The following is a 26,295-nucleotide window of genomic DNA, read 5'->3' as shown; positions in this document are numbered from 1 at the left end:
TTGATCAGTTCATAAGAATAATGACGATTCCTGAAGAAGTGACAGCAACGTTCAACCACGAAAACTACCACGAGTTATGCGAGCATCTGGCTAGCCTGGACAATGATTTGAAAGCAATTTTAGGCGCTCACGGTTATCCGCCAATGTGGACACGTAACAATACGTTTGAAACGCTGGTACATATTATTCTGGAACAACAGGTTTCGTTGGCGTCGGCGCTAGCTACCTTAACCAAGCTAAAAGAAAAAACACAGCATATCACCCCAGATACTGTTCTATGTCTTAGCGATGATGAGATGCGAGCCTGTTTTGTCAGCCGACAAAAAATGGGTTATATAAGAGGGTTGGCGCAATCAATAAAAAAGGGAGAGGTGAATCTTGACGAGTTAGCCGAAATGTCTAACGATGAGATACGTGCCAGACTTATAGGCTTGAAAGGTATTGGTAACTGGACTATCGACGTGTATTTGATGTTCACGCTTCAACGGGCCGATATTTTTCCGATTGGTGATCTGGCTGCTGTCAATGCATTAAAACGTCTGAAACAGCTATCTCCCGCTGTTACAAAAGAGGAAATCCTTGAAATCAGTGAATGCTGGAAACCGTACCGGTCAGTGGCCTGCATGATGCTATGGCATTATTATCTGTCTCACAACAGGAAGAAAATAATACCTATTACGTAGTGAATGCCAGCATAAAGTACAGCATTCAAGGCATGCTTATATTGGAGCTTCGGAAAAAATACTACAAGAAAAGCCCTCAAATCACTACAAATCAGATATTTAACTAAGATAACAGTGGTCCCGACGGGAATCGAACCCATATCAAACGTTTAGGAAACGTCTATTCTATCCGTTGAACTACGGGACCAGTTTACTACTTCTGGGATACAGTCCCGACGGAAATCGAACCTATATCAGACCTTTATGAAACGACGCGGTCTGGCGCGTTGAACTAAGAAACCAAAAGCAGCCCCTCCTTCGGTTGAAGGAGGGGTAACGAATTATACAAAAATGCCGAAAATCCCTTAACTCACCAAACCGTCGCCATACTCGGCTGACTCTGTGAGTGGTACGTTCACCCAATTCGGATAAATATGGTAATGTTTATCCTTCACCAGTTGGTATAATAACTCCCGTAATTCACCTACATTCTCGCCAGTTTGGGCTGAGATAAACGTAACGTAATCAGCTTTTTGGGCCAGATACGTTTTTCGTAAATACTCCAGAGCAGTACGTTTACGAACAGCTACAGGAATCGCAACTTCTTCTGACGTATCGTTTTCGGAATACGCATCATCTTCTTCATTCGCTGAAGGTTTCTCTGCCCATTCTTCTTTCGGAACAAACTGGTCCATTTTATTGAAAACCAGAACCATTGGCTTCGTTTGGGTTGGCGTCCCGACGGCCTTGATATCGGCTAACGTAGAGTTTACTACATCGACCTGTTCTTCAAAATTTGGGTGCGATACGTCGACTACGTGCACAAGAATATCGGCTTCCCGAACTTCATCAAGCGTCGATTTAAATGACTCGATCAACGTAGTAGGGAGCTTGCGGATAAATCCAACGGTATCGGTCAGCAAAAACGGAATATTTCCCAACGTTACCTTCCGAACAGTGGAATCGACCGTAGCGAAGAGTTTATTTTCGGCAAATACGTCGGCTTTGGCCATGGTTCGCATCAGCGTCGACTTGCCAACGTTGGTATAACCAACCAGTGCTACACGTACTAGCCGATCGCGCTCTTTCCGACGTGTTACGCTTTGTTTGTCGATTTTAGCCAGTTTCTCTTTCAGAAAAGCGATTCGGTCTTTTACAATCCGACGGTCGGTTTCCAACTCTTTCTCACCCGGTCCACGCATACCCGTGCCACCTTTCTGGCGACTTAAGTGCGTCCACATACGGGTCAGCCGTGGGTAGAGATACTGATATTGCGCCAGTTCGACTTGCACACGTGCCTGAGCAGTCTGGGCCCGCATCGAGAAAATATTCAGGATGAGCAGGCTACGGTCCAGTACTTTAATCTCCTTAAATTCGGCTTCCAGATTACGTACCTGAGCGGGTGTCAGGTCATCATCGAAAATGATCGAATCGACTGGATTATCGAGAATAAACGTCTTAATTTCTTCCAGTTTTCCTTTACCCACAAAGGTGCGGGTGTCGGGTCGGTCGAGTTTCTGGGTAAATGCCTGAATGGTTTTCACGCCCGACGTTTCGGCCAGAAACGCTAATTCATCTAAATATTCTTTGGTCTGCTCGGCTGATTGCTTCTGCGTAATCAGCGCAACCAGCACGGCGGTTTCGGGTTGTTTATGTGTGTCAATCATGAATCTCTAATTTAAGAAATATGGTGTATAATATGAGGTGTATGGATTGGGCACTACATACATGTTATATCATACATCATGCATAAAATAAAACTTGTGCTTGGGGGTAAAAGTTCTGCCTTACAATTACACCTGAACTGTTTTCCAGCGCCCCCGCCGAAATACAAGAATGGCGATGATGGCTAGTAAGGTTTCGCTTATGGCTACCGACCAGAATACGCCCGAAGGCCCCCAGTTGAACGTATTGGCCAGTAGATAAGCCAGCGGAATTTCAACGACCCAAAAACAGAGGATGTTGATCAAAGTTGGCGTTCGGGTATCGCCTGCTCCGTTCAGTGCCTGACTGAGCACCATACCGTAGGCCATAAACAGATACCCCAAACAAAATATGCGCAGACATTGTACGGCAACGGCAACTACCTGTGTATTTCGGTCAAATAGCCCCACAATTTCAGACGCCCACAGAAAAAAACCAACGCCCACCGCTGCCAGAAAAATCATGTTGCAGAAAGCCGCTCGCCAGGCCGATGTTTCGGCCCGATCGGGCTCCCCAGCCCCTAAATTCTGACCAACCAACGTAGCAGCCGCATTAGCCATACCCCATGACGGTAAAATCGTGAATACAATAATTCGAATCGCAATGGTATATCCCGCCACTACGTCACTACCATATGTCGACAAAATGCGTGTCAGGAAAATCCAGCTTGCCGAGCCTACCAAGAACTGGCTTGTGCCGCCCACGGCTAAACTCATCAGATTGCGAATAATAGCATTGTCTGGAATAAAATCAGCTTTTAGGACCTGAATACCTCCTTTTGCACGAGTCAACGCATAAAGCTGATACAAAACGCCAATGCTACGTCCGGTTGTGGTAGCCATAGCCGAACCGAGTACACCATAAGCAGGAACGGGGCCAAAACCGAAAATAAAAATCGGACACAGAATGATATTAACGCCGTTGGCAATCCATAGTGAACGCATCGCTACCGATGCATCGCCCGCGCCACGCAAACAGCCACTGAGCGTATAGAGCAGAATAATGGCCGGTGAGCTGGCAAAAATCATGCGGGTAAAGTCAGAGCCGTTGGCAATAAGCTGTTCTTTCCCACCCATGAGCCGCAGAATGTCTTCAGCAAATACAAAACCCGGTATGCCCAGAACAACCGACAATCCCAGCGATACCAGAATAACCTGCCCCACCGTTTTGGCAGCCTCACGCTGATTTGATTCGCCAACGCGTCTGGATACCAGCGCAGTAGCGGCCGTACTTAAACCAATTGCAATAGAATAAACAATCGTCAGAACAGACTCTGTCAGACCAACCGTAGCAATGGCTTCGGTGCCGATTTTGGCAACAAAAAACACGTCGACAACGGCAAACAATGATTCCATTACCATCTCCAGAATCATCGGAACCGACAACAGAAAAATAGCCCGGTTAATACTGCCAGACGTAAAATTGGTTTCTGTACCACGTAGTGCGGCCAGAAATAACCGAAAAAACTTGGTCATTAGTGATAACTAATACCGTGCTGCAACCCTATGGAAACAGGACGAGAATGAAGTGAAAAGGAAAGAGGTCTGCCTACGTAGCAGAACGAGAAAAGAAGAAAGAAAAACCTGCGGAAGGTTTTTAAGCGAGGAACTTCATGGGCATATACCGCCTGACCAGAGCAGACGCATTTGAAGTTGCAAAGTTAAAATTTTCTTTTTCGAAAATCCAAACTGTATTGAGTATTCGGGCAATTAATTATTTATAATATTCTGAAAACGTGCGTATTGTAACTAACAAAAGGCGTGTTTTAAACTAAATGAAACCGATGTTTTTACAAACCATAGAAGCATGAGGAGGTTAATATGTGTATGAATAGTGAAAAACCTTTGCTTCAGGACGTAGCAGATTTCCTGAAATCAGAACTTAATACCGACCATTACCCAACTACTGAACAGGGTGGTATTTATTATCCTTCCAATCGGCAAATACAACGTATCGGACTTGCTCTCCAACCATTTCCAACGATGGCAGAATGGGTAGATGACGAGCACATTGATGCCATTTGGCTACATCGACCCTGGCAACTTAAACTGGATACGTTACCTGCTGATGTTGGTATTTTGTCCCATCATCTTCCTTTCGATGAGCGATTAGCTATTGGTTATAACAAACAGCTTGCTAAAAAATTAGGTGCTGCTGGAACGCCTGAACCCATTGGTTATAAGCAATCAAGTACCGAAACCGGAAAAACGCTCCCGCAACGCCCGCTTGGTATGATCATCGACGTAGCAGAAGGTGAATTCGATAACTGGTTGAAAACAATCAACGAATTGTTTGGCGGTTACGACAGAGCCGAAGCCGGAAATGGAACGAGCGGCTGGCAGCCTCATAGCTCCCGGATTGCAATAGTAGGCGCAATGACCGATTCGCTGGTTCGCGAAGCCGCCGAACGTAACGCACATATGTATCTGACTGGAGACTATCGGAAACCGGCTCAACCCGCCGTCGATGCAACCGGTATGGCCATCGTTTCAGTTGGTCACCGGCGCTCTGAACTATGCGGTTTACCTATTCTGGCCGATTTGTTAAGAGAAAAATGGCCGATTGACTGTTTAATCTATGGCTAGAATTGGTTGGTAATCAGGATACGTCTTCAGTCGTAATAGGTATATAACAGGCCGCTTAATTGATTTTTAACTATTTTTTAATTACCCTAAATCTTTTTTTTCATGGTAGCCGTATAGCCACAGTAGTAAACTTTTCATTTCAATTTTAACTCTCCCCGAATGAAAAACTCTATGTTTATGCGCTACAAACAGCAATTCCGCATTCTCATTGGCCTGCTGGCTCTTGGCTCGCTGATGACTCTCGAATCCTGCCGTGATGCACAGATTCAACTTGATCCACAGGTTAATACCGCCAATGCTCGACTGTCGACTGATTTTATGTTTTACGCGTTGACGGATAACAATCAGCTTCTTAAACTGAGCACCCAGAACCCGTCGACCAGTATGGGCACCATAACCATTACGGGGATACAGAATAATGAACGACTGGTTGGTATTGATTTCCGTCCGGCAACAGGCCAGCTCTATGCCGTGAGTAATGGTAGCCGTATATACATGATTAATCTGGCGAATGGCATGGCTACAGCACTCGGTAGCGGGCCTTTTTCTCCAGCTCTCAGTGGCGATGTAGTAGGTTTCGATTTTAACCCGACTGTCGACCGGATTCGTTTAATTACAAACCGTGGGCAAAACTTACGTCTGCACCCCGAAACTGGTGGCCTTGCCGCTTTGGATGGAAACATTAATGGCGTAGCAGGCGTAGCGTTATCTGGCGCTGCTTATACCAATAACCGCTCAGGTGCCACCACCACTACGTTATATGACATTGATCCCATCACCGACAAACTATACCGGCAAGACCCGCCAAACAATGGTACGTTGGTTGAAGTAGGTATGCTTGGTATCGACATTGCCGGTACGGGTAGTTTCGATATTGCGCCAAACGGAGACGCTGTTGCCGCGCTGATTAGCAATAACACACAAGGTTTCTATCAAATTAACCTTAGCTCAGGTCGGGCCGAATGGATTGGTGGTTTGCCGGGCGTAAGTATTGTTGGCTTGGCGATTCCTACTGATCCAGTTGCTTATACGGCTGATGGTATGAACAATCTGTGGATTTTCAATCCGATGGCTCCGGCACCAGTTGCCAAGTCAATTACGGGTATGCAACCGGGCGAAACCATTTTTGGTCTTGATTTCCGCCCAGCGAATGGTCAATTGTATGCACTGGGTAGTACGAGCCGCCTATACACGATCAATCTGGGTACGGGAGCTGCTACAGCTTTAGGAGGAGGACCATTCAGTCCAGCTCTTTCAGGTACGGATATTGGTTTCGATTTCAACCCGACTGTCGACCGGATTCGCGTCGTAACGAACAGTGGTCAGGATTTACGCCTGAACCCGAATGACGGAACTGTAGCTGCAGTTGATGGTATATTGAATCCAGGGTCGCCGGTTGTAACGGCAGCTGCTTATACCAATAACTTTGCAGGATCTACGGCTACTACGCTTTACAATATTGATATTCGTACAGCTAGTGCTATGCTGGTTATTCAAAACCCACCTAACAATGGTACGCTGGCCCCAGTGGGTGGCTTAGGCTTTAGCGCTGAAGGTGGTAATGGTTTCGATATCGGCGGTACGAGCAATATGGGGTATGCGCTGCTACGTTCCAACGGTTCTACAATGGTTTACAGCATCAATCTAGGTTCAGGTGCTGCTACGCCTGTATCGAGCATTCCAGGAAATCCAACCGTTCGCGGTTTCGCACTCGGGTTAGGTTTCTAGACAGTATCAATATAACTACAACGGGCCGCTACGTTCTGAACGTAGCGGCCCGTTGGCTTTTAAAAGAAATCAGTTCTATCGGCTCAGATACAGATTACGTTCTGAGTAAACTTTCTGGAAGAAATCGTCTTTCAGGTCGTCGATGAAGTAGATGCCTTCGCCGGTCGATTTCATTTCGGGGCCGAGTTCCTTGTTTACGTTCGGGAATTTGCTGAACGAGAACACCGGAATCTTGATGGCGTAGCCTTTTTTAACCGGGTTGAATTTGAAATCTTTCACCTTTTTATCACCCAGCATCACCTTCGTAGCGTAGTTTACATAAGGCTCCTGATAAGCTTTGCAGATGAACGGTACGGTGCGGCTGGCGCGTGGGTTGGCCTCGATCACGTAAACCTTCTCGTCCTTAACGGCGAACTGAATGTTGATCAGACCAACCGTTTTGAGGGCTACAGCAATTTTCTTCGTGTACTCTTCAATCTGACGGATTACGTTCTCGCTCAAATCGAATGTTGGGAGCAATGCATACGAGTCGCCTGAGTGGATACCGGCTGGTTCGATGTGCTCCATGATGCCGATGATATACACATCTTCACCGTCGCAGATGGCGTCGGCTTCGGCTTCAATGGCGTTTTCGAGGAAGTGGTCGAGCAGGATGTTGTTGTCAGGAATGTCCTGAAGAATCTTCATTACGTGCTGCTCAAGTTCGCTTTCGTTAATGACGATTTTCATGCTTTGACCACCTAACACGTAGCTAGGACGTACCAGCAGTGGGAAACCTAATTCACGCGATAGCTCAATTGCGGCCTCCGATTCACGTACGGTGCCGAACTTCGGATACGGAATATCCAGTTGTTTCAGCATCTCGGAGAAATGACCACGATCCTCGGCCAAATCAAGTGCCTCCCAGCTTGTACCGATGATTTTAATACCGTAACGGGTCAATTTTTCGGCCATTTTCAGCGCAGTCTGACCACCTAACTGTACAATCACACCTTCAGGTTGTTCGTGCTGGATGATGGCGTGTACGTGCTCCCAAAAAACCGGTTCGAAATACAGTTTGTCAGCAATATCAGGATCGGTCGAGACAGTTTCCGGATTACAGTTGATCATGATTGTCTCATAACCAGCCTCTTTTGCTGCCAATACGCCGTGTACGCAGGAGTAATCGAACTCGATACCCTGACCAATTCGGTTTGGTCCCGAACCCAGTACAACAACTTTTTTGCGATTGCTACGTACCGACTCGTTGCCCGGCAGATCAGAAACCGGCTCGGGACGGTCGAGAGTAATGGGTACCTGATTGTTGAACGTCGAGTAATAATAAGGCGTTTTTGCCTCAAACTCAGCCGCGCAGGTATCCACACATTTATACACACGACGGATGTTATGATCCTGTCGGAAGTTGTATATTTTACTTTCCTTCACGCCCAGTAAATGCGCCAGTTGCCGATCGGCATAACCTTTCTGCTTGGCGGTACGTAGCAACTCTGGCGGAAGATCATCGAGATCGTATTGCTGAATTTCACGCTCAATCTCAATAAGTTCTTCAATCTGATGCAGGAACCAGGAATCAATTTTGGTCAGTTGCTGAATCGTACGGAACGACATGCCTGCTTTGAAAGCATCGTAAATATGGAACAGTCGGTTCCAGCTTGGGTGCTGTAGACTTTCCGTCAGCGCGTCGCGGTCGGTTAGTTCGTGACCGTCGGCCCCTAAACCGTTACGTCGGATTTCGAGCGATTGACAAGCTTTTTGGAGAGCTTCCTGAAAATTACGTCCGATACCCATCGCTTCGCCCACCGATTTCATCTGAAGACCCAGCGAGCGGTCGGCACCCGGAAACTTGTCGAAGTTCCAGCGGGGCACTTTCACGATAACGTAGTCGATAGCAGGCTCGAAGAAAGCCGAGGTCGAACCCGTAATTGGGTTAATCAGCTCATCGAGGTTATAGCCGATGGCCATTTTAGCCGCAATTTTAGCAATCGGATACCCGGTAGCTTTCGACGCCAGCGCCGACGAACGGCTCACGCGTGGGTTGATTTCGATAGCAATAATGTCGTCGTTGACCGGATTTACCGAGAACTGTACGTTACAGCCACCCGCAAACTTACCGATACCATCCATCATCATGATCGCCAGATCGCGCATCTTCTGATACAACGTATCGGGCAGGGTCATGGCTGGTGCTACGGTAATGCTGTCACCCGTATGGATACCCATTGGGTCGAAGTTCTCGATGGAACAGATGATGATGAAGTTTCCCTGACCGTCACGTAGCAACTCCAGCTCATATTCTTTCCAGCCCATTACACTTTGCTCAACCAGTACTTCGTGTACGGGCGATGCGTGTAGGCCGTTCGTGAGCGCTTTATCGAAATCTTCAGGACTGTTGACAAAGCCACCGCCTGTTCCACCCAGCGTAAACGATGGGCGAATAACGAGTGGGAAACCAATTTCCTGCGCAATTTCTTTTCCTTCCAGAAACGAACGGGCAGTACGTCCTTTACAGACACCAACGCCCAGTTCGAGCATCAGTAACCGAAATTTCTCCCGGTCTTCGGTGGTTTCGATAGCGCGTATATCGACACCAATGATCTGTACGTTATATTTTTCCCAGATGCCTGCTTTGTCGCAGTCGATGGCCAGGTTCAACGCGGTTTGGCCACCCATTGTTGGCAACACAGCGTCGATGGGCCTTCCCAGTTCTTTGTGTTTTTCCAGAATGTCGATAATCGACTTCTTTTCCAATGGCAGCAGATAAACATGATCCGCATTGATGGGGTCGGTCATGATTGTAGCCGGATTTGAATTAATCAGGGCTACTTCAATACCTTCTTCCCGAATGGAACGGGCGGCCTGCGAACCAGCGTAATCAAATTCGCAAGCCTGGCCGATAACAATCGGACCAGAACCAATGATAAGGACTGAGCGAATATTTGTGTTTTTGGGCATTTTTCAGTGGAGCAATGAACCGCATGGGCGGCCCCGAATGAATAATGGCAATCGGATTAATGAAAAACGTAACGTATCATTTCTGGCAACTAGTAGACAGCGAGCCAAAAAATCCTGCAAAACTAGTGCATACATCGCAAAGGAGTAAGCCGTATCTTCGAAAAATTACGGAATCCGTTAATTTTTTTATTCTTGACCGTATCCGTACTCGCCAAATCAGAAAGTAATATTGCAAAAGGAGCCAGTACGTACTACTTTTGATTTAATCTGTTTTTAATCTTATTGCTACTCTACGTTTATGTTTCGTATTTATCCGCTTGTTATCTGTGTAATGATGGGTTGCCTGGCGGTAACCTGCGTGCGCGACTTCCCTGCTACAGCACCTTATACGCCACCTGTAGTGCCAAATCCCCCCGGTGGCGGCCTTCCCGGAAAAGAACAGCCTTCATCGACCAAACGGCTTTTTCTGGCAAATGATAAAGTTCGGGTAGCTATTGACCTGAACATGGGGGGAGCTATTAATTATTTGGCAGAAGCTGGCAGTAATGAAAATATGGTCAACAACAATGACCTTGGGCGGCAGTTGCAGACCTCTATTTACGGCGGTCCTTATCCGTATAGTGTGAATGGCAAGAACCCCGTCTACGAATGGCGTAATCTTGGCTGGAACCCGGTTCAAACCGGCGATTATTACAATCACCCGGCTCAGGTAATTAGCTATCAGCAAGGGCAGAATACGCTCTACGTAAAGACGATTCCTAAAATCTGGCCGCTTTTCGATGAACCTGCCGATTGTATTATGGAGCATTGGTTTGAACTGAAAGATAACACGGTGCATGTTCGTGGGCGCATTGAAGTACATCGGGCTGATACCACCCATTACGAAGGCCGTACACAGGAACTGCCTTGTGTGTATCTGAATGCCCCCTATTATCGTCAGGTTTTGTATACCGGACAGAAACCGTTTACAAACGATGCCGTTTCGGAATTTACCGACCACGATATGCTTACCCGCTACGCGAGCGAGAACTGGATTGCGCTGCTAAATGCGAAAGGGCGGGGCGTTGGCTTATATAAATCAAACGCCTACCGGGCCAATACGGCCAGTTTCGGGCAATCGCGCGAAGGGGGAGAATATGATGGCTCCAGCTCGTATATAAACAACTGCGATTATCTCCAGATCGACCACAATGGCCAGTATGAATTCGACTATACGCTGGTCGTTGGATCGCTCGATGATATTCGGAAGTTTGCCTACGGCCAGCCTCGTCCGGCATCGGCTCCCAATTATCAATTCGCTCGTGACCGGCAAGGTTGGTATTATTTCAATACGCAGGATAGAGGCTGGCCTATCCAGAATGAACTAAATATACAGTGGGCGCGGGACGACGATAAACAGTTGAATTTTCGGTTGATGAGTCCTTTGGTTTTCTGGCGTGCCGCCGACGTACCAAAGATTTACCTACAGGCGGCTTTTACTACGAAAGGCAATCGGGCCCGTTTCACCTGGAAAAAGCCTGAAGAAGACAACTTTGTGGATATGCCCAGCCGCTACGTTGAATTTCCTATTATTGGCGACGGACAATTCCGAACGTATGAGATTAACCTGAACGGTCAGAACGGCTGGGATGGTGTAATCAGTCAGATTTCGCTAAATAGTCCACCCGATCAGTTTGCGTTTGAGAAAGGCTCACGAGTTAAGATCAAGAGTATTACGGCGAAACCGTAAAACGTAACGCGGACAGAATGTGCGCATAGTTTGGATGACCCTAGCTATGCGCACATTCTGTCCGCGTTACGTATTCTCTAAATTACGCCAGGAATGGCGTAGCAATCGCCAGTACAGCTTCTTTCGAGAGTGGCTCGTCGTAAGCTTCTGAAGCAGGACCGAATCCGATACCACCCAGACCATTTACGCTGGCACCGCCCTGCGACGTATTGTCTTCACCAGCATAAACTGCTGATGGGAAACCTGTATTGCCTGTGATCCAGCCTTTAGCGCCGTTCAGATACCGAACTTTCGCTGCGTGCATAGCTTCAACCGAGTGAATTTGCAGGGCTGTTTTCAGTACGTCAGGGAACGGAATCAGACGACCGGCCTGACCTTTATAAGCCCGAACCCCTGTGTCTTCGAACGCTACCGAAAGGGCCAGAAATGTTCTGTAGTTCGAGAACACGTCCGGGAAAGCACCTTTCGCCGTAAAGTCGAAATTAGGTTTTGCAATGGCAGCACCACCCAGTGCCGATTTTAGCAGCGCAACGTGTGCATTTTCGTGCAGTGCAATCTGTTGAAAAGTTGTCCAGCCTTCGTTTCCTACAATTAGGTTAGATGATGCCAGACCGCGATTGTAAAATTCTGCTTCGAGATATTCAAGTGTTAGTGCAAAGTTCAAAACTTCTACCACTACGCCCATGCCTTGTCCATAAGCTTTGTTCAGAACAGCTCCGAAAGCCACTGGGGCGATACCCGCTGCAGCTTTTTTAAGGAAGTTATGAAACACGTGGCGACGTGATACGTGGTCGATCCGTTCAAAAACGTCGGCGTCCACTTTCTCAATTTCATTCAGTATGTTTTGTAGATTCATGGCTGCTGGGGCGTTTAAACTCGGCGGTAGTTTTTGCCGTTGATTGTTTCCTGTACAAATGGTTTCACCAGAGTCAATACTTCTTCTGGCATACGTGCTTCACCTAGTCCTGTCGACGCAGCAACAATATCGTTCCCAGCAAACGAAGCGGTCATTGGGTTCAGCATTTCACTGATAATAGCCGTATGGCGAGCTTCAACCGATACGATTTTACCAGCCAACAGCAGATAATCAACGCTTTTGATGAGGTTACCCGCACCATTATACGCCGATACACCAATCGCTTCGAAAACACGAGCTGTACCAAGTACAGAAGCCCGGCTATTGAAATTGATGCTGCTGAAGTTAGGTGTGAGACCTGGAATACCAGCACTGCCCAAAGCGGCTTTAAATAATTCGCGGTGACTGATTTCGTGGTCGCGGATGTCGCGAAGTTGCGCCATTTCGTAGCCATTCATACCCGCATAAGGCGTCATCATTACTTGCGTATAGAAGGCTGCTTCTAACTGTTCTAGCGCATAAGCGTAGTTCAGGACGCCAACATCACTATAACCAATATCGCCAAGGTCAATTACGTCACCAGCCCGGCCAGCGCCACGCGCAACGGTATCGTCAATTTCATTATGGCAAGCGCTCAATGCTACGCCTGCTGCTGCGGTAAAGCCCAAGTAGCGCATAAACACCCGGCGACCCAGAGCCGCAGATGTTTTGCCCGTCAGCAACTGACTGATGTCAGTAGTGTCTTTCGGTAGTTTTTCCATTGACCAAAAAAATATTAGTAGATTTTCTGCCGTGTGTCGGAAGATTTGCAATAAATACGCTCTGTAGGCCTCCTTGGTTTTCAGTTTTTCTTCTTTTTTCAGCGATGTGAGGCTATAATTGAGGGAATGGTACAAAAAATACCGTTTACGAAAGGATTGACCAGAAATTGACTTTATGAAAGATGAAATATTCTGTTTCGCAGAAATATGAACGAAGCAAAGTTGGGTTTTATAAATCAGCTACCGTTGTTGATTATACGGTAGGTAAGCGTTTTTTCGGTATTAAAGCTTACAAAGTACTGCCATGGGTATAAGTTGTCTAGAAAAACACTTGCTTTTCACAAACAACTTTCTCAATCAGAGGGTTGTATTTACTGTTTATAACCATTTATTATCAACTGTTATGATTAACAACGAAGAAATTGTCGACGATTTGAATGATCTGGTAAAAATTAACAACGATCGGATTCATGGCTACGAAGAGGCCATCAAAGAAAGCAAAGACGCGCAGTTGAACGACCTGTTTCGGCATATGATTATTCAAAGTGAACAGTTTCGCAGCCAACTGGCCGACCATATCGTTCGCATCGACGGAAAGGCGGTAGCTGATTTTGAATCGACAGATCTAACGAGCCAGTTGCATCGCGCCTGGATCGACATAAAATCGGCTATAACGGGTAAAGACCGGGAGGCTATTTTGGGTTCTGTGGAGTTTGGCGAAAATGCGGCTGTAGAAGCGTATCAGGATGCTGTTGAAAAAGATCATCTGCCAGCTTATATCAAAGAAGATCTACGTAAGCAGCTTACCGAATTGAAAAACGCATATGATCGGGTAAAAACACTCGAAAAGGCGGCTTAATCCGTATATATTTTTTACAAACATGAGTCCCCCGCTTTTTGGCTTCCAAAAAGCGGGGGACTCATGTTTTTTATTACAATCTACCTACACGTCAAATTTTTTCAGAGCAATAATATATAAATATTATATCAAAATAGATAATTTTATAATATAATAAAAAATCTTTATAGTTACTTAATCACGAACCATACGTCTTATATATCCATTTAATAATTTATAGACACAAAAAGACAGATCATTTCATGAAAAATCATTTACTTAAATTGTTCCATGATCCCTTTTATAAGTCATCCCCATTTTTTGCACTATTGGCTCTTTTGTTTTTCTCTTTTAGCAGAGATAGTAATTACCCTAAAAAGCCTGAGCGTGTCTCCATAGCATCTAAGCTAGTAGTGCCTAAACCACCTGTCTTTATAACCACTAATGACCCCATTCGTTTTGCATTACAGGCAGATAAGCAGCAGTTAAAAATTGGTGACCCAATTACGCTCACTATTAGTGCGCATTATCTCAACATCAGTCCTGCACTGTTATTTACAACGGCTGGTTCCACCAGTTTCAGGCTTAAGGTGCTATTGCCCGAAGGGTTTGTGCAGACGGGTGGTGATTATGCTGATTATGTAGGAGCCGAGCTTTCGGCTAGCAAACCTACCGCTACGTATATCCTGAAAGGTTATTTTACCAAAGCCGTTGCGAAAGCAGAATTTAGACTGCTACGTGGACATGGATTGGCCAATGCACAAAGCCTGTTTGTTGACAAAACAAAACTGTCTATTACCGTTCACCCCATTGACGGTAGTATTGCTCAATCGCAACGAGGAGCCCGTTCGGCAGGACCACTAGCCTTTCAGATTGTGGGTTACGATTGCAATTCTGGCAATTTACAGTATCAGTTTACTGGGGGTGACGGTTCACCTATTAACGTAGTACTTCCGGGTATCTTCGCCGGTACGGTTTATTCTGACAACGTAGCAACCCATACCTTCCCCAGCGATGCGCGGCAGGGACGTAGTATTAGTGGATACGCTAATCAGTCGGGCAATCAGATTGCTATTAACTTCACCACGAGTTGTAATCTGACTTCCGGCGGTACGACCAACCCACCGCCCACTAATCCGAATCCACCAACATCAGGAGGAAGTCTGGCCTTTCAAATTGTTAGCTATGACTGTAACTCTGGCGCATTACAATACCAGATGACGGGTGGCGATGGCTCGACAATCAATCTAGTGCTGCCGGGCATATTTGCCGGATCCGTAAACGCCAACAACGTAGCAACCCACACGTTTCCGAGCGATGCACGGCAGGGACGTAGTATTAGTGGTTACGCTACTCAGTCGGGCAATCAGGTTTCCATTAATTTCACGACCAGTTGTAATCTGATTTCCGGTGGTACTACCAATCCGCCCACCACTAACCCTAATCCGCCAGCTTCCGGCAACTGTGGATTTACCGAAGGACAGTTTCTGTTTTCTTTCTACAATGAGCAAATTTACGCTCACTACCACAACGGTGTTTTGTTTGCTGCTTATCAGGATGCCTCACAGGGCTTCAAACCTCAGCACTGGCTCGTAGCGGCTGGCTTTGACCCTAGCCGCACAAGCTGTTTTGCAGAGAACGATCCACGTTCAGGTACAGTGAATCCACCCTCTAGTGGCTGTGGAAAGGGTAATGGTTTACTTGGCTTCTATACAAATAGTAATGATCTATCTCAAAATCTAGTAGCTGTTCGGACTGATGCTCAACTCAATTTTACCTGGGGCGGGTCACCAATACCGGGAATCGTAAACGATGATAATTTTTCAGTACGTTGGTTTGGTCAAATTGAAGCACCTGTAAGCGGAAATTATACATTCAAAACCAATAATGACGATGGTACTCGACTTTGGATTAACGATCAATTACTAATTAATGATTGGAAGGGACATGGCCCAATTTGGCAACAAGCCACCATTTATCTGACCGCTGGACAGAAATATGATATTACCATTGACTATGTTGACTATTGGGGCGGTGCACAAATGCAACTCTACTGGGAGTATCCGGGACAGAACTTGCAAATTGTACCAGGTTGCCGATTGTATAGCCAATCTAGTATCTTGCAAAACCGAGCTTTCAGCAGTGCCAAACCAGACCCTAAAGACTACCCTGATTGTAATGATTTCGCAACTATAGGTATTGGTTGCGCAATCATTTATGCCTGTAACGATAATGGTAAAATTCAAGAGATAGATTTACGAAATTGTACTGAAGGAGGGAGTGGTGGTACTGGTAGTCCAGATACTACGCCTACTCCAGGTACTACGCCTACTCCAGATACTACGCCTACTCCGGGCGGCACCGGTGCTCCAGGTGGGCCAGCAAACCCAGGAAGGCCAAGATTTGCTCTACAAATCACCCAAGCCCCAGAAGAAGCATCAAGAAACAAGTTTTACGCAGCAATGCAATTGAAGGGCATTACATTTACATATGAAGAGAAAGTATTACTAAATGAAAATTCAGAGTTTAGGGCCAAAATCTGGGAACATGTTAATGAGACCAGCAACAAGCCAGACTTATCAGCCTTAACATTCAATGTGAGCACAGCCTCTGTTGAAACGATATTAGAAGCCTGTAAAACCCTAATACCGGTCCCTAGCAATCTTCCTTTTTTACCTCAACAAGAAAGAACTTTATTAGGAGAAGGAACAAATCAATATAGGGCTAACTGCGAAAAATGGCTTCATGATGCCCGTTGGGCAACTATTCGGACTATCGTCCACTATAATTATCCACAGGCCACTGAAACCGGAACTTCCGTTGCCAATGCTTTCAAACACGCTATGTTTGCATGTTATCATGCGCAATCATTTGGGCGACAACTAGCAGAACAAATCAGCGAAGCACATGAAGGTGGCAGCACTTTTCCGGACAGCCAAATGGACCGATGGAATAATGCACAGGGATTTAGAATGTGGGATACAGGGGAACGTGATATGAGTAGACTCGATTATTTAATATTTACGGCAACGAAGAATGGAGAGCTTCTGTGGATTCGGAATCCAAGCACTGGCCAGCTAATCCCAACCAATCAATGAAGAAGATTGTATTTATAACATTGATTTTGGTAAGCTGTAGCCAAGAAAAGCAATCAGCTAAGACGATTCCCTTCAGAGCAACCTTAATAGGTCAGCAGGTAAGCTTTCCACTTAACTTAGGGGAGCTTCTTCGAACAAAAAATGTCCGATACGTTACCGACGGCCAGTATAAAGATAGTACAGCAACTACTCGTACTATCTGGTATTTTGATTGGCATAAGGTAAATTGGGATAGTTTAGGTGCCAGAAATATTCCGCCACAGGCACCTATTTATGGCGTGAGTTTTTATCTCAAAAACAAATCCCATTCTATTGATTCAGTACGGCAGGTCATTGAAGATCAATTTAAGGTTGATATGGCATCCCTACAGGTAAAGCATTTAAACCTACATAAGGAATTTCTGTACAGCTCTGACTATCCTGTTTTTATAGCAACTCCTAGTCCCGGCATCTACATTTCATTAAGGCAGGCTTCCTGTAGAAAAGGTGATTATCCTTATCCTTGCGGCCAATGGAGAAGCGGCCTCCCCCCGGCTTCCGACAATCCAGAAAACAGGTTACGTCTGGCGATCAGTTTTGGGCTTACCCCTATAGAAGAAGAACGCTTTGCATTAGGAGATGGTAGAATATGGGAACGTAAGGATTGATCACAATTTCCTTATCTATCTGATGTAGTAAATGAGTAGGGGCTGGATTAGCTAATCCAGCCCCTACTCATTTATTGCTTAATTACTCTTCGTCTGAATACCTGCTCACCAATACGTATTTCGATGAAATAGAAACCGGCCGATACGTTACGTAAATCGAGCGGTTGCTGGAACAGTTCAGCAGATTTCTGGTGAGTTTGACGGAGTAGTTCGGCTCCATTTACGTTTCTGACGCCCAATGTCAATGCGCCACGTAGTGGACTGGTGAACGATACCACCATCTGCCCGTCGCTTGGGTTTGGCGTAACCTGCAAAGCCTGTTCCGACAAAGGCGTGTTAGACGTAACGGTACCTGCCCTGACGTTGATTGTCACTACAGCCGACGTACTACATAAGTCAGAACCTGAACCTGCTACGGTGTAGGATGTCGTTTGCGTAGGACTAGCTACTACCTGCGGCCCTAATGTGGTATTCAGTCCTGCGCCCGACCAGTTGTAAACACCGGCACCACGTGCATTTAACGTAACGGTTTCGCCGGGGTTGATAAATATAGCTGATGACGCTACCTGTACCGATGTTTTCATACCGATACGCGCCGTTACATTGTGTGCTACGTTCAGGCCAAGACTATCGGCGTAGCGAAGCCAGCTTCCTTGTCGGTTTTGCCGCCATGCCGTCGCAAAGAGTGATTCGCCATTTTTGGTCGTTTGCAACGCTATCGTATCGCCTGCAGCATACGGGAACGTAACGCCAATGTGGAACGGAAGACCGCTCAACGGTACGTTCCGGTCGAACGTAACGATGGTGGGACGATTGGCTGCTACGTCGGCAAGAATATCTTTAAGCGGTACGTCTTTCTGTTCGAGAATAGCACCCGGCCCATTCTGGAAACCGCGTCCGTTCCAGACGGTTACAGTCACTACAGATTCCGACGTAGCACCTTTAGCGGCTTTGGCAACGCCGAAACGTATCGCAGTGCCAGCCAGATTACTATAGCCAAGCGAGTTATCGAAGAATTCGGAAACCGCCTGCGATTGCTTGCTATTCTGACCTGCTACGTAGCCGCGTCCGTTCGGTTCTGGCAATACGGTTGGCGTGCCGTTGAAATTGGTAATCTCAGCACAAAGTCCCTGATTCAATACTTCAATATAGGATGTGCGTTCAATTGGGTCCGACTGACCAATGGCGTTCGACGTGACCAGCGTAACTTTAAACTTACCAGGCTGATTATACGTAACAGTCGGGTTTTGCTGATTGGAAGTCGATGGTGTGCCGCCCTCAAACGTCCAGCTCCAGCTTGTGGGGAAACCACCCGACAAATCATTAAATTTCACCTGGCCACCTAACAATACACGCTGTGTTTCAGCGCGGAAATTCGAGATGGGGCGCGTGGCAACCTGTGTTCCGCAAACGTTTGAGGAGAGTAAGCTGCTCCGACGTGGGCTAACATCCATAACGGCACGAATCCGGGCTTTCTGGTCGAGTGTAAACACATTCATACATGCATCGTCGGAATAATCCATGTAATTCTGCACCATGTTGGCGCCCCCGCAACTGACCCGGCCAGTCTGACAACCGCTACTGGCTGATGCCTGTGGCGGTGTATCGGCACAGAAATCGTCGCCACAGTTCGTATCGCCCCAGATATGACGTAGTCCAAGCCAGTGGCCTGTTTCATGCGTGAAGGTGCGTCCTAGATTATAGGTTGCTCGCATGGTCGGGAAGTTGCCTTTTTCGGCATTTCCAAACGAACGATAATCAACCACTACCCCATCGGTACTGCCCGGCGACGATGTTGGAATACCCGGCAGATTTGACTGACTTGGGAACTGCGCGTACCCTAAAACTGAGCCACCGCCTGCAACGGGTTCGTTCAGATCCAGCACCCATACGTTGTAATACTTGTCAGGATTCCAATACGTACTGGGTTTCAGGACGCCTTCAATATCGTTCCGGTTCCAGTTGGCGCGGCTTCCGTTGATCCGGTCGATACCCGGTTCGGCCATGGTTTGACCCTGCTGATTTATAGCTGCCAGGCAGAATTCGATTTCGATATCGGCCCCAACCGCATTCGTATTGTAGCCACGCGTGTTCACTTTCCGACGAAAATCTTCATTGAGCGTTGCTAACTGTGCCTGCACCTGCGCCTGACTCATGTTACGTCCAACTCCAACGGCTTCGCCATTATGAACAACGTGAACCACAATCGGAATCGTAATGACCGTAGCGGCCAGCCGTCCAGCCTGCATTTTCTTTTTGATTTCGAGCATTTTCTGCTGTAACTCCCGCTCGAAATCATTCAGCGTGCCCAAGCCAGGATTTCGGGCACGTAGCAAACTATCCATTTCCATCGTTACGCACTGCTGGCTGGCAGGCGCTTGCGCATATACGCTCGTAGACAAAAGCGCGCACACTAACAAACTAAGTACTATTCGTAACATACGCTGGGTAGTTGAAGGCTGGCCCGTCATAACAATGAACCAGTGAGGCCATAACCTCCTTATTTTGTTGCAGTTGAGTTAAGCGTAAATCGATAGCTGGCGTTAATATCGGGGAAATAATATTCGATAGTCAACGTCGTAGCAGTCAAGTTTTTAATTGTCCAGGGGAATTTCCCATTCAGTACAGGCAGATAAAATTCCAACGTAGCATTAGCATTCACGAGCGACCAAGTATCTGTAACATAAATATCAGGGTCATTCGCACTGCATTTAGTGGCTCCTTCGCTAGCTTCTAATTTATGCTCTGCGTTGGCATAAAATGTCAGCAGGTCATCAGTTATGCAATTATCAATACCACTTTGCGTAATCGGTATAACCCCTGACCCTTGCCCGTCGTCAATGATCTGAAACGAGACTATCCGCCACGTTTTTTTATCAGTGCCAGTTAGAATTTGCGAATACGTAATAGGTTTTGGGTCTAGCTTTTGGGAGCAACCACCCAGTACCCATATAATACTCGGAATAAAAAGTAGACGTAGCAGTTTTCGCATGGTTCAGATTCTTTTAACCAATCGGTTTTTCAATCGATTTCTCACTGAGGTGTATAGGTTTGTGGATACGTAATGGTTGTATCTCTCCCGTTGGTCATACGGAGCGTAAACTGAAGATTCAGCGTGATCTTTCGATCTACCGGATTCCACGCGCCCGTTCCGGAAATTCGATCAGTCGAGCTAAGTTCCGTACTTGCCTGAGAAGGTATTGTCAGCGAATTATCGCCATTGTCGACAAAGGTGAGTGTTGGTTTAATGGCATTGAAATCCAACAGACCAATGTTCCAGTTTTTCAGTGTATAAGTTTTACAGTCAGTGCTGGTAATTTCAGCATCGGAGATTGTGTACGTTTGTGTACCCACTTTTCCACTTCCGCTGTAAGACCCGCCCAGCAAACAATCGTCCTGAATAATTAGCCTGAACACCTTACCAATCGGCACTTCACCTTTACCAAATCCTACCTGCAACGAAGCCGGTGTTACGCTAGTGAGGGTAAAGGTCAGCGACTGCGATTCGAGAATGTTGTTGGCGTTATTGATAAGCTGTACGTTAATAGACGCCGTGCTTTTATTGGCCGGAATCACCACCCGGCCTTTGGTGCCTACAATGGTATAGTCTTTGCCTTCGCGAGCCGTACCACTCACCGTATAGTTAATGGTAATGGCTTCGCTAAGCTGCGGCCCGGCGTTATGAACCTGAATAGCGATGGGCTTACTGTAACTCTCTTTATAGGTGAGGGTTGTGTCGTTGAAACGAACAAAATACGGCCCTTCAAACGTCCGATCCAGATCCTGTTTTTCACAGCCACTCATTCCCCAACCCGCCGAACCAACAACCAGCAACACCAGCAGCCAGCGACCAACAGGAGACGAAAAAAGCTGTTTTCGTTTATTTTTCATACTCGACTAAAAGCTGTACGATTATTTATAAGTTAATCCATGAATTCAGAAAAATAAGCTCGGCCATTTTCCTTTATTCATTCTACATTTTTCATTTTCTCAATAACCCGGATTTTGCGTTAACGCCGTATTCTGCTGAATTTCCCGTTGTGGTATGGGCCAGAGTTCGAATCGGTTATTCCAGTTTGGCGTAAAAGCTGACATAACCGCCTGCGCTCGCCCAGTACGTACCAGATCATACCAGCGATGCCCTTCGAATGATAATTCATAAATACGTTCCCGCTCAACTGCCGATACTACGTCGGCCTGTGCCGTTACTGAAATAGCAGGGGCTTTGGCACGAGCTCGTAATACGTTCAGATCGGCAATAGCGCCACTGGCACCACTCAATTTGTTCTGCTGGGCTCTAGCTTCAGCCCGAATCAGATACATTTCGGCGAGCCGCATCAGCACAATGTTATTGTTATCTTCCGATGCCGTACCGTATTTCCGCACAGTCCAGCCGTTATCGTTACCCCGTTGCTGCTGCGCATTGAACGTAATGGTTTCCCTACGTGTACCGGCATCGGCCGTAATCATCTGGCTCACATACTGGTTCGACGGAATAATTTCCCGACGACCAACCAACAGGTTATTCAGACTGGTAGCTGTTGTTCCGGGATCATCAGAAAGATTATACCCTACCTCCAGAATAGATTCAGCGTTAAAGTCTTTTATTACTATGTTGCTATAGGCCGAATCGAGTTTGTAAACGCCGGAGCTAATCACTTGCGTCGATAAACCTTCGGCCTGTGCCCAGTTTTTGAGATATAAATAATACCGAGCCATGGCCGCCCGACAGTTTACTTTGTTCAGATACGTAGCGTTATTGGTTGCATTCGTAGAGGCTGATGTTACGTTAGGCAGGTCGGCCAAAGCAGCCTGATAATCTTCAAGCACTGATGCCAGAATAGTAGCTTTAGAAACGCGAGGTACCGTCCGGTTCGTTACAGGATCAGTAGTTTTCACCTGTGGAATATCGCCAAATGTATACGCACCAATAAAATTAGCCCATCCTCGTATAAACCGGGCTTCGGCCGTAACCAGTTTGCGGGTTGCTTCGGGTACGTTGCTAACAGTCGGAAGCTTTTCCAGCATGAAATTGGCAACGTAAATAGCCTGATAGATATTCAGCCACAACGCATCGACAATTCCGTTTGTCGACGTAACACGTTTAGTCCCAAATTCAATATTGTCGGTAAACGTACCATTGGCCTGAATGTAATCAGACATGAAATCGCCCGCCATAATATTGGGAGCCGACATTCCCCGCAGACCATTATACATCCCAATACGAACAGGCTGCACATCGTTGGGTTCGTTGAGAACCAGATCATCGACAAGTAACGTAGTAGGTTGCGGCTCCAAAACCTGCTGGCACGAGGCAAAACTAATCAGCAGTAGGACAAGGCTATATCGAATGAATTGAGTCATGTTCAAAATTCCGCTCACAACGTGATTTAAAAATTTAACGATAAGCCAACAATAACGGTCTTCACCTGCGGCAACGTAAAGAAGTCGATACCTTGTGCTGCCGTTGACCCATCGAGTGTACTCACTTCTGGATCAGGACCCGAATAGCGGGTCAACGTCCAAATGTTCGTTGCCGAAGCGAAGACGCGGGTATTGGCTAGTTTAAAGCGCTCTATCCACTTTTTCGGCAGATTATATCCCAGCGTTACATTTTTCAGACGAACAAATGAGCCATCTTCCAGAAAGCGGCTGCTCAAATAGTTATTGTATGTATCCTGATAAACGTACTTTGGTACACTGGTAATATCTCCCTCTTTCCGCCAGCGTTTCAGCGCCTGACGCGACTGGTTATTCTGTAAATCGAGACCTGTATTTACCAATGTTTGATTCGTGAAATTAAGTACGCTGTTGCCATATGAGCCCTGAAAAAACACACTCAGGTCGATGCCTTTCCAGGATACTTTGTTGGTCAAGCCACCATAGAGCTTCGGTTGTGCATTACCAATCACCTGCCCATCGTCGGGCGAGATACGTCCATCGCCGTTTTTATCATCGTAAATGGCATTCCCCGTCGCTGGATCGACGCCGAGGAATTTTAGGCCCCAGAACGTACCGAGTGGTTGGCCGGGTAGAATTACGTTCGTATTCGAAACACCACTGCCTTGATAGCCCCGGAAAACAGGCTCCGTACTCGCCAGTTCGACAACCTTATTCTGATTGTGCGACAAGTTCAAATCGGTTGTCCAACGAACCGCACTATTTGTATTGACAGTAGAGATGGTCAGCTCAACGCCCCGGTTCGATACTTTACCGATGTTTCCCTGAACGGTACTAAACCCGGTAGTTTGCGGAATAGGCTGGGCAAACAGCAGCTTGTCGGTCATGTTATCGTATGCATCTACCGTAACACTGAGCCGGCCGTTAAAGAACGATGCATCGAAGCCAATGTTCGCTTCACGAGTGCGCTCCCACTGAAGGGTAGGGTTAGCCAATCTATTTGGAATTACACCCGTAGCGCCACTATACGTACCGGATGCCCAGGTTCCCAAAAACTGAAAATCGCCGATACGTTCGTTTCCGGTGAAGCCATAACTCGCCCTTAATTTAAGATCGTTCAGGAAGCGAAACTGTTCCATAAACGGCTCACCCGAAAGCCGCCAGGCCAGCGATGCCGATGGAAATATACCAAACCGGCGATTCTGCCCGAAACGGGAAGATCCATCATAACGAGCGGTTAGAGTAGCCAGATAGCGGTCGTTATAATCATAACGAAGTTCGGCAAACGTCGACATCAACCCGCTATTAATCAGATCAGAACCGCCCTGATCGACAATACCTGCCGAGTTAATATACGTAAAGTCATCGCTAGGGAATAACCGTCCCGATACACTTCCACTACGTTCACTACGTTGCAAAACCTCGAAACCGAGCAACGTATTGAAGCGGTGTTTCTCTGCTGTTTGAAAATTATATGTTAACGTATTCGTATTGATCAATGTAGCAAACGTAGCATTATTGAAAACGCCATATCCCTGCCCACCTACACTTTCGAGATAGCCTCCAATAGCCGTCTGCGACGATTCAAACTGATCTTCTGTTACGTTATTGTAATCAATGCTAAGCTTCGACCGGAAACGCAGGTTCTGAATGAATTCATATTCCGCATAAATTCCACCCAGCAATTTGGCTGTATACGTATTAAAACGGGGCAGCAAAGCCTGAGCAACCGGGTTAAAATTCGGGAATCCTGCATATTCGGCGTCATTTGGCCCGTACAACCGCCCTTGTTCATTATAAGGCGAATAATACGGTAGACTTTTGATAGCACCCGAGTAAACACCATCGAGAAAGTTGTCGCCTTTCACCCGCTTGTTTTTTACATAAGACAGGGTCATGTTGGTACCAAACGAAAGCTTTGAGTTAGCTTTATGATCAAGTTTGATCTGACCCGTATACCGTGTAAACTGGCTATTGAGCTGAACTCCCTCTTCGTCGCGAAAGCTACCGCTGATATAAAACTGTGTACGGTCGTTACCGCCTTGGGTCGATAACTGATATTGCTGAAAAACGCCCCGGCGAAGAATGGCATCAATCCAGTCGGTATTCTGCCCATCGGTAACTCCTTTGATAAGTCCAAACTGGTCAGGATCTCGGCCTGCATTAATAACAGCTTCGCGCTGAAGTTCAAGCAATTCAGATGCGTTGAGTAAGCTAGGACGTTTAATAATTTCCGATACTCCCCGTTGAACATCCAGTTTAAAGGATGTCTTTTGCGCCTTACCCCGCTTGGTGGTTATCACAACCACCCCATTAGCCGCCCGTGAACCATAAATTGCTTTAGCCGATGCATCTTTCAATACGTCCATCGACTCAATATCGTTGGCATTGAACATCGAGAACGCATTGTCGGTCTGCCCGCCAAAATCACGACCCGTCAAAGCACCATCTTCTACTGGTACGCCATCGACAATAAACAAAGGCCGGTTACTGGCCGAAATCGACGTATTACCGCGAATACGTACCATCAGCCCACCGCCCGGCGTTCCCGATGATTGGGAAACCTGTACCCCAGCCGCTTGCCCCTGCAAAGCCTGATCGAAGCTGGCAACGGGAATATCCTTAAATTTTTCGGGAGAAACCGATGCAATTGAACCTGTAATATCTTTCTTCTGAGTGGTGTTATAACCCGTTACAACAACCTGAGTCAGCTCGTTAATCGACTCTTGCATCTGAACATTGATCACGGTTCGGTTACCAACCGTGACTTCCTGCGTAACAAGTCCAATAGACGTAAGGAGCAGTATGGCTGCGTTGTTCGGTACATTGATGGTGTAATTTCCGTTAGCATCGGTGCTTACACCATTAGTAGTGCCTTTCACTACAATGTTCACTCCCGGAATAGGCTGACCATCCTGCGTAGACGTAACCCTGCCCGTTACGCGCTGCCCCTGTGCCAACAGAAAACCCGGCAGCATAACTAATAAAACTGACCAGCAAATGAGGCTGTAAACTTTTCTCATGTATAGGTTCTCAGTTCAAATAAAAACGTTCAGGTTGAGTTTTGCCGTTCAGGCCAAACAATATACTAATATACGTAGCAAGCTACTATTTTTTTCAAACGAAAAAACCACTACCAATTGTATAAATTTTGGCAGGATCAAGTCGGCATCATAAAACATTTGTTACTGAATACCCTTTTACGAATCGTGTATATTTATTGATTCAATCAGGATTCTGGACTCCTGACAATACGCTCAGAAGTTTCTCTTTGATGCATGATGTTTGGCCATTTGTTTTCTTTCAGATTATAGTTGCAAAATAAAAGGCCCTCC

At 46.5% G+C, this 26,295-nt stretch carries 17 protein-coding genes and 1 tRNA gene; 7 read left to right on the top strand and 11 right to left on the bottom strand.

From position 1 onward, the window contains the following. Nucleotides 1-20 precede the first annotated feature (20 nt). On the top strand, nucleotides 21-683 hold the full coding sequence (locus ACYVD4_RS24315) for a DNA-3-methyladenine glycosylase family protein (protein WP_460950166.1): 663 nt from the start codon (nucleotides 21-23) through the stop codon (nucleotides 681-683). 115 nt (nucleotides 684-798) lie between these two features. Here the strand turns inward: ACYVD4_RS24315 and ACYVD4_RS24310 are convergent. The 3 genes from ACYVD4_RS24310 to ACYVD4_RS24300 form a co-directional block, all read right to left on the bottom strand. Next, a tRNA-Arg gene (locus tag ACYVD4_RS24310) sits at nucleotides 799-870 on the bottom strand. Nucleotides 871-1,027: 157 nt separating this feature from the next. Then, the gene (hflX, locus tag ACYVD4_RS24305) at nucleotides 1,028-2,329 is read right to left on the bottom strand and encodes a GTPase HflX (RefSeq protein ID WP_460950165.1); all 1,302 of its coding nucleotides are present in this window, start codon (nucleotides 2,327-2,329) and stop codon (nucleotides 1,028-1,030) included. A gap of 126 nt (nucleotides 2,330-2,455) precedes the next feature. After that, a complete protein-coding gene (locus ACYVD4_RS24300; RefSeq protein WP_460950164.1) occupies nucleotides 2,456-3,841 on the bottom strand; it encodes an MATE family efflux transporter in 1,386 nt (461 codons plus the stop codon). A 351-nt stretch (nucleotides 3,842-4,192) separates the two neighbouring features. On the opposite strand from ACYVD4_RS24300, the gene ACYVD4_RS24295 reads away from it, so the two are divergent. Together ACYVD4_RS24295 and ACYVD4_RS24290 are read left to right on the top strand one after the other, a co-directional pair. Then, nucleotides 4,193-4,951, top strand: a complete 759-nt coding sequence (locus ACYVD4_RS24295) for a Nif3-like dinuclear metal center hexameric protein (protein ID WP_460950163.1) — start codon at nucleotides 4,193-4,195, stop codon at nucleotides 4,949-4,951. A 159-nt stretch (nucleotides 4,952-5,110) separates the two neighbouring features. Further along, a complete protein-coding gene (locus ACYVD4_RS24290; protein ID WP_460950162.1) occupies nucleotides 5,111-6,679 on the top strand; it encodes a DUF4394 domain-containing protein in 1,569 nt (522 codons plus the stop codon). A gap of 75 nt (nucleotides 6,680-6,754) precedes the next feature. On the opposite strand, the gene carB is transcribed toward ACYVD4_RS24290, so the two are convergent. After that, nucleotides 6,755-9,631: a carbamoyl-phosphate synthase large subunit gene (carB, locus tag ACYVD4_RS24285; protein ID WP_460950160.1), complete on the bottom strand. Its 2,877-nt coding sequence runs from the start codon at nucleotides 9,629-9,631 to the stop codon at nucleotides 6,755-6,757. 298 nt (nucleotides 9,632-9,929) lie between these two features. Here carB and ACYVD4_RS24280 point away from each other — a divergent pair, with 298 nt between their 5' ends. Further along, nucleotides 9,930-11,360, top strand: coding sequence for a hypothetical protein (locus tag ACYVD4_RS24280; protein ID WP_460950158.1), 1,431 nt, complete (start codon nucleotides 9,930-9,932; stop codon nucleotides 11,358-11,360). Between the two features lie 82 nt (nucleotides 11,361-11,442). Here the strand turns inward: ACYVD4_RS24280 and ACYVD4_RS24275 are convergent, their stop codons facing one another. Further along, nucleotides 11,443-12,216 (bottom strand): ferritin-like domain-containing protein, encoded by a 774-nt coding sequence (locus ACYVD4_RS24275; protein WP_460950156.1) that lies wholly within the window; start codon nucleotides 12,214-12,216, stop codon nucleotides 11,443-11,445. 14 nt (nucleotides 12,217-12,230) lie between these two features. After that, complete coding sequence (locus tag ACYVD4_RS24270) at nucleotides 12,231-12,977, bottom strand: ferritin-like domain-containing protein (RefSeq protein WP_460950154.1); 747 nt, start codon at nucleotides 12,975-12,977, stop codon at nucleotides 12,231-12,233. A gap of 403 nt (nucleotides 12,978-13,380) precedes the next feature. Here ACYVD4_RS24270 and ACYVD4_RS24265 point away from each other — a divergent pair, with 403 nt between their 5' ends. From ACYVD4_RS24265 to ACYVD4_RS24255, 3 genes are all read left to right on the top strand, one after another. Then, the gene (locus tag ACYVD4_RS24265; protein ID WP_460950152.1) at nucleotides 13,381-13,836 is read left to right on the top strand and encodes a ferritin-like domain-containing protein; all 456 of its coding nucleotides are present in this window, start codon (nucleotides 13,381-13,383) and stop codon (nucleotides 13,834-13,836) included. 392 nt (nucleotides 13,837-14,228) lie between these two features. Beyond that, entirely contained in the window at nucleotides 14,229-16,913 is a 2,685-nt protein-coding gene (locus ACYVD4_RS24260; protein WP_460950150.1) for a PA14 domain-containing protein, read from the top strand. After that, nucleotides 16,910-17,560, top strand: a complete 651-nt coding sequence (locus ACYVD4_RS24255) for a hypothetical protein (RefSeq protein ID WP_460950148.1) — start codon at nucleotides 16,910-16,912, stop codon at nucleotides 17,558-17,560. The genes ACYVD4_RS24260 and ACYVD4_RS24255 overlap by 4 nt, the downstream gene beginning before the upstream one ends. Nucleotides 17,561-17,631: 71 nt before the next feature. On the opposite strand, the gene ACYVD4_RS24250 is transcribed toward ACYVD4_RS24255, so the two are convergent. The 5 genes from ACYVD4_RS24250 to ACYVD4_RS24230 form a co-directional block, all read right to left on the bottom strand. Beyond that, a complete protein-coding gene (locus ACYVD4_RS24250) occupies nucleotides 17,632-20,001 on the bottom strand; it encodes a M43 family zinc metalloprotease (protein ID WP_460950146.1) in 2,370 nt (789 codons plus the stop codon). A gap of 59 nt (nucleotides 20,002-20,060) precedes the next feature. Beyond that, a complete protein-coding gene (locus tag ACYVD4_RS24245; RefSeq protein ID WP_460950144.1) occupies nucleotides 20,061-20,552 on the bottom strand; it encodes a hypothetical protein in 492 nt (163 codons plus the stop codon). A 41-nt stretch (nucleotides 20,553-20,593) separates the two neighbouring features. Next, nucleotides 20,594-21,451, bottom strand: a complete 858-nt coding sequence (locus tag ACYVD4_RS24240) for a hypothetical protein (protein ID WP_460950142.1) — start codon at nucleotides 21,449-21,451, stop codon at nucleotides 20,594-20,596. Between the two features lie 99 nt (nucleotides 21,452-21,550). Beyond that, nucleotides 21,551-22,924 (bottom strand): RagB/SusD family nutrient uptake outer membrane protein, encoded by a 1,374-nt coding sequence (locus ACYVD4_RS24235; RefSeq protein ID WP_460950140.1) that lies wholly within the window; start codon nucleotides 22,922-22,924, stop codon nucleotides 21,551-21,553. Between the two features lie 26 nt (nucleotides 22,925-22,950). After that, on the bottom strand, nucleotides 22,951-25,983 hold the full coding sequence (locus ACYVD4_RS24230; RefSeq protein WP_460950139.1) for a SusC/RagA family TonB-linked outer membrane protein: 3,033 nt from the start codon (nucleotides 25,981-25,983) through the stop codon (nucleotides 22,951-22,953). Nucleotides 25,984-26,295: the final 312 nt, after the last annotated feature.

The sequence above is a fragment of the Spirosoma daeguense genome, assembly GCF_054776875.1.
The sequence above is the reverse complement of the archived record's forward strand: the minus strand, read 5'-3'. Positions and strand labels throughout refer to the sequence as shown.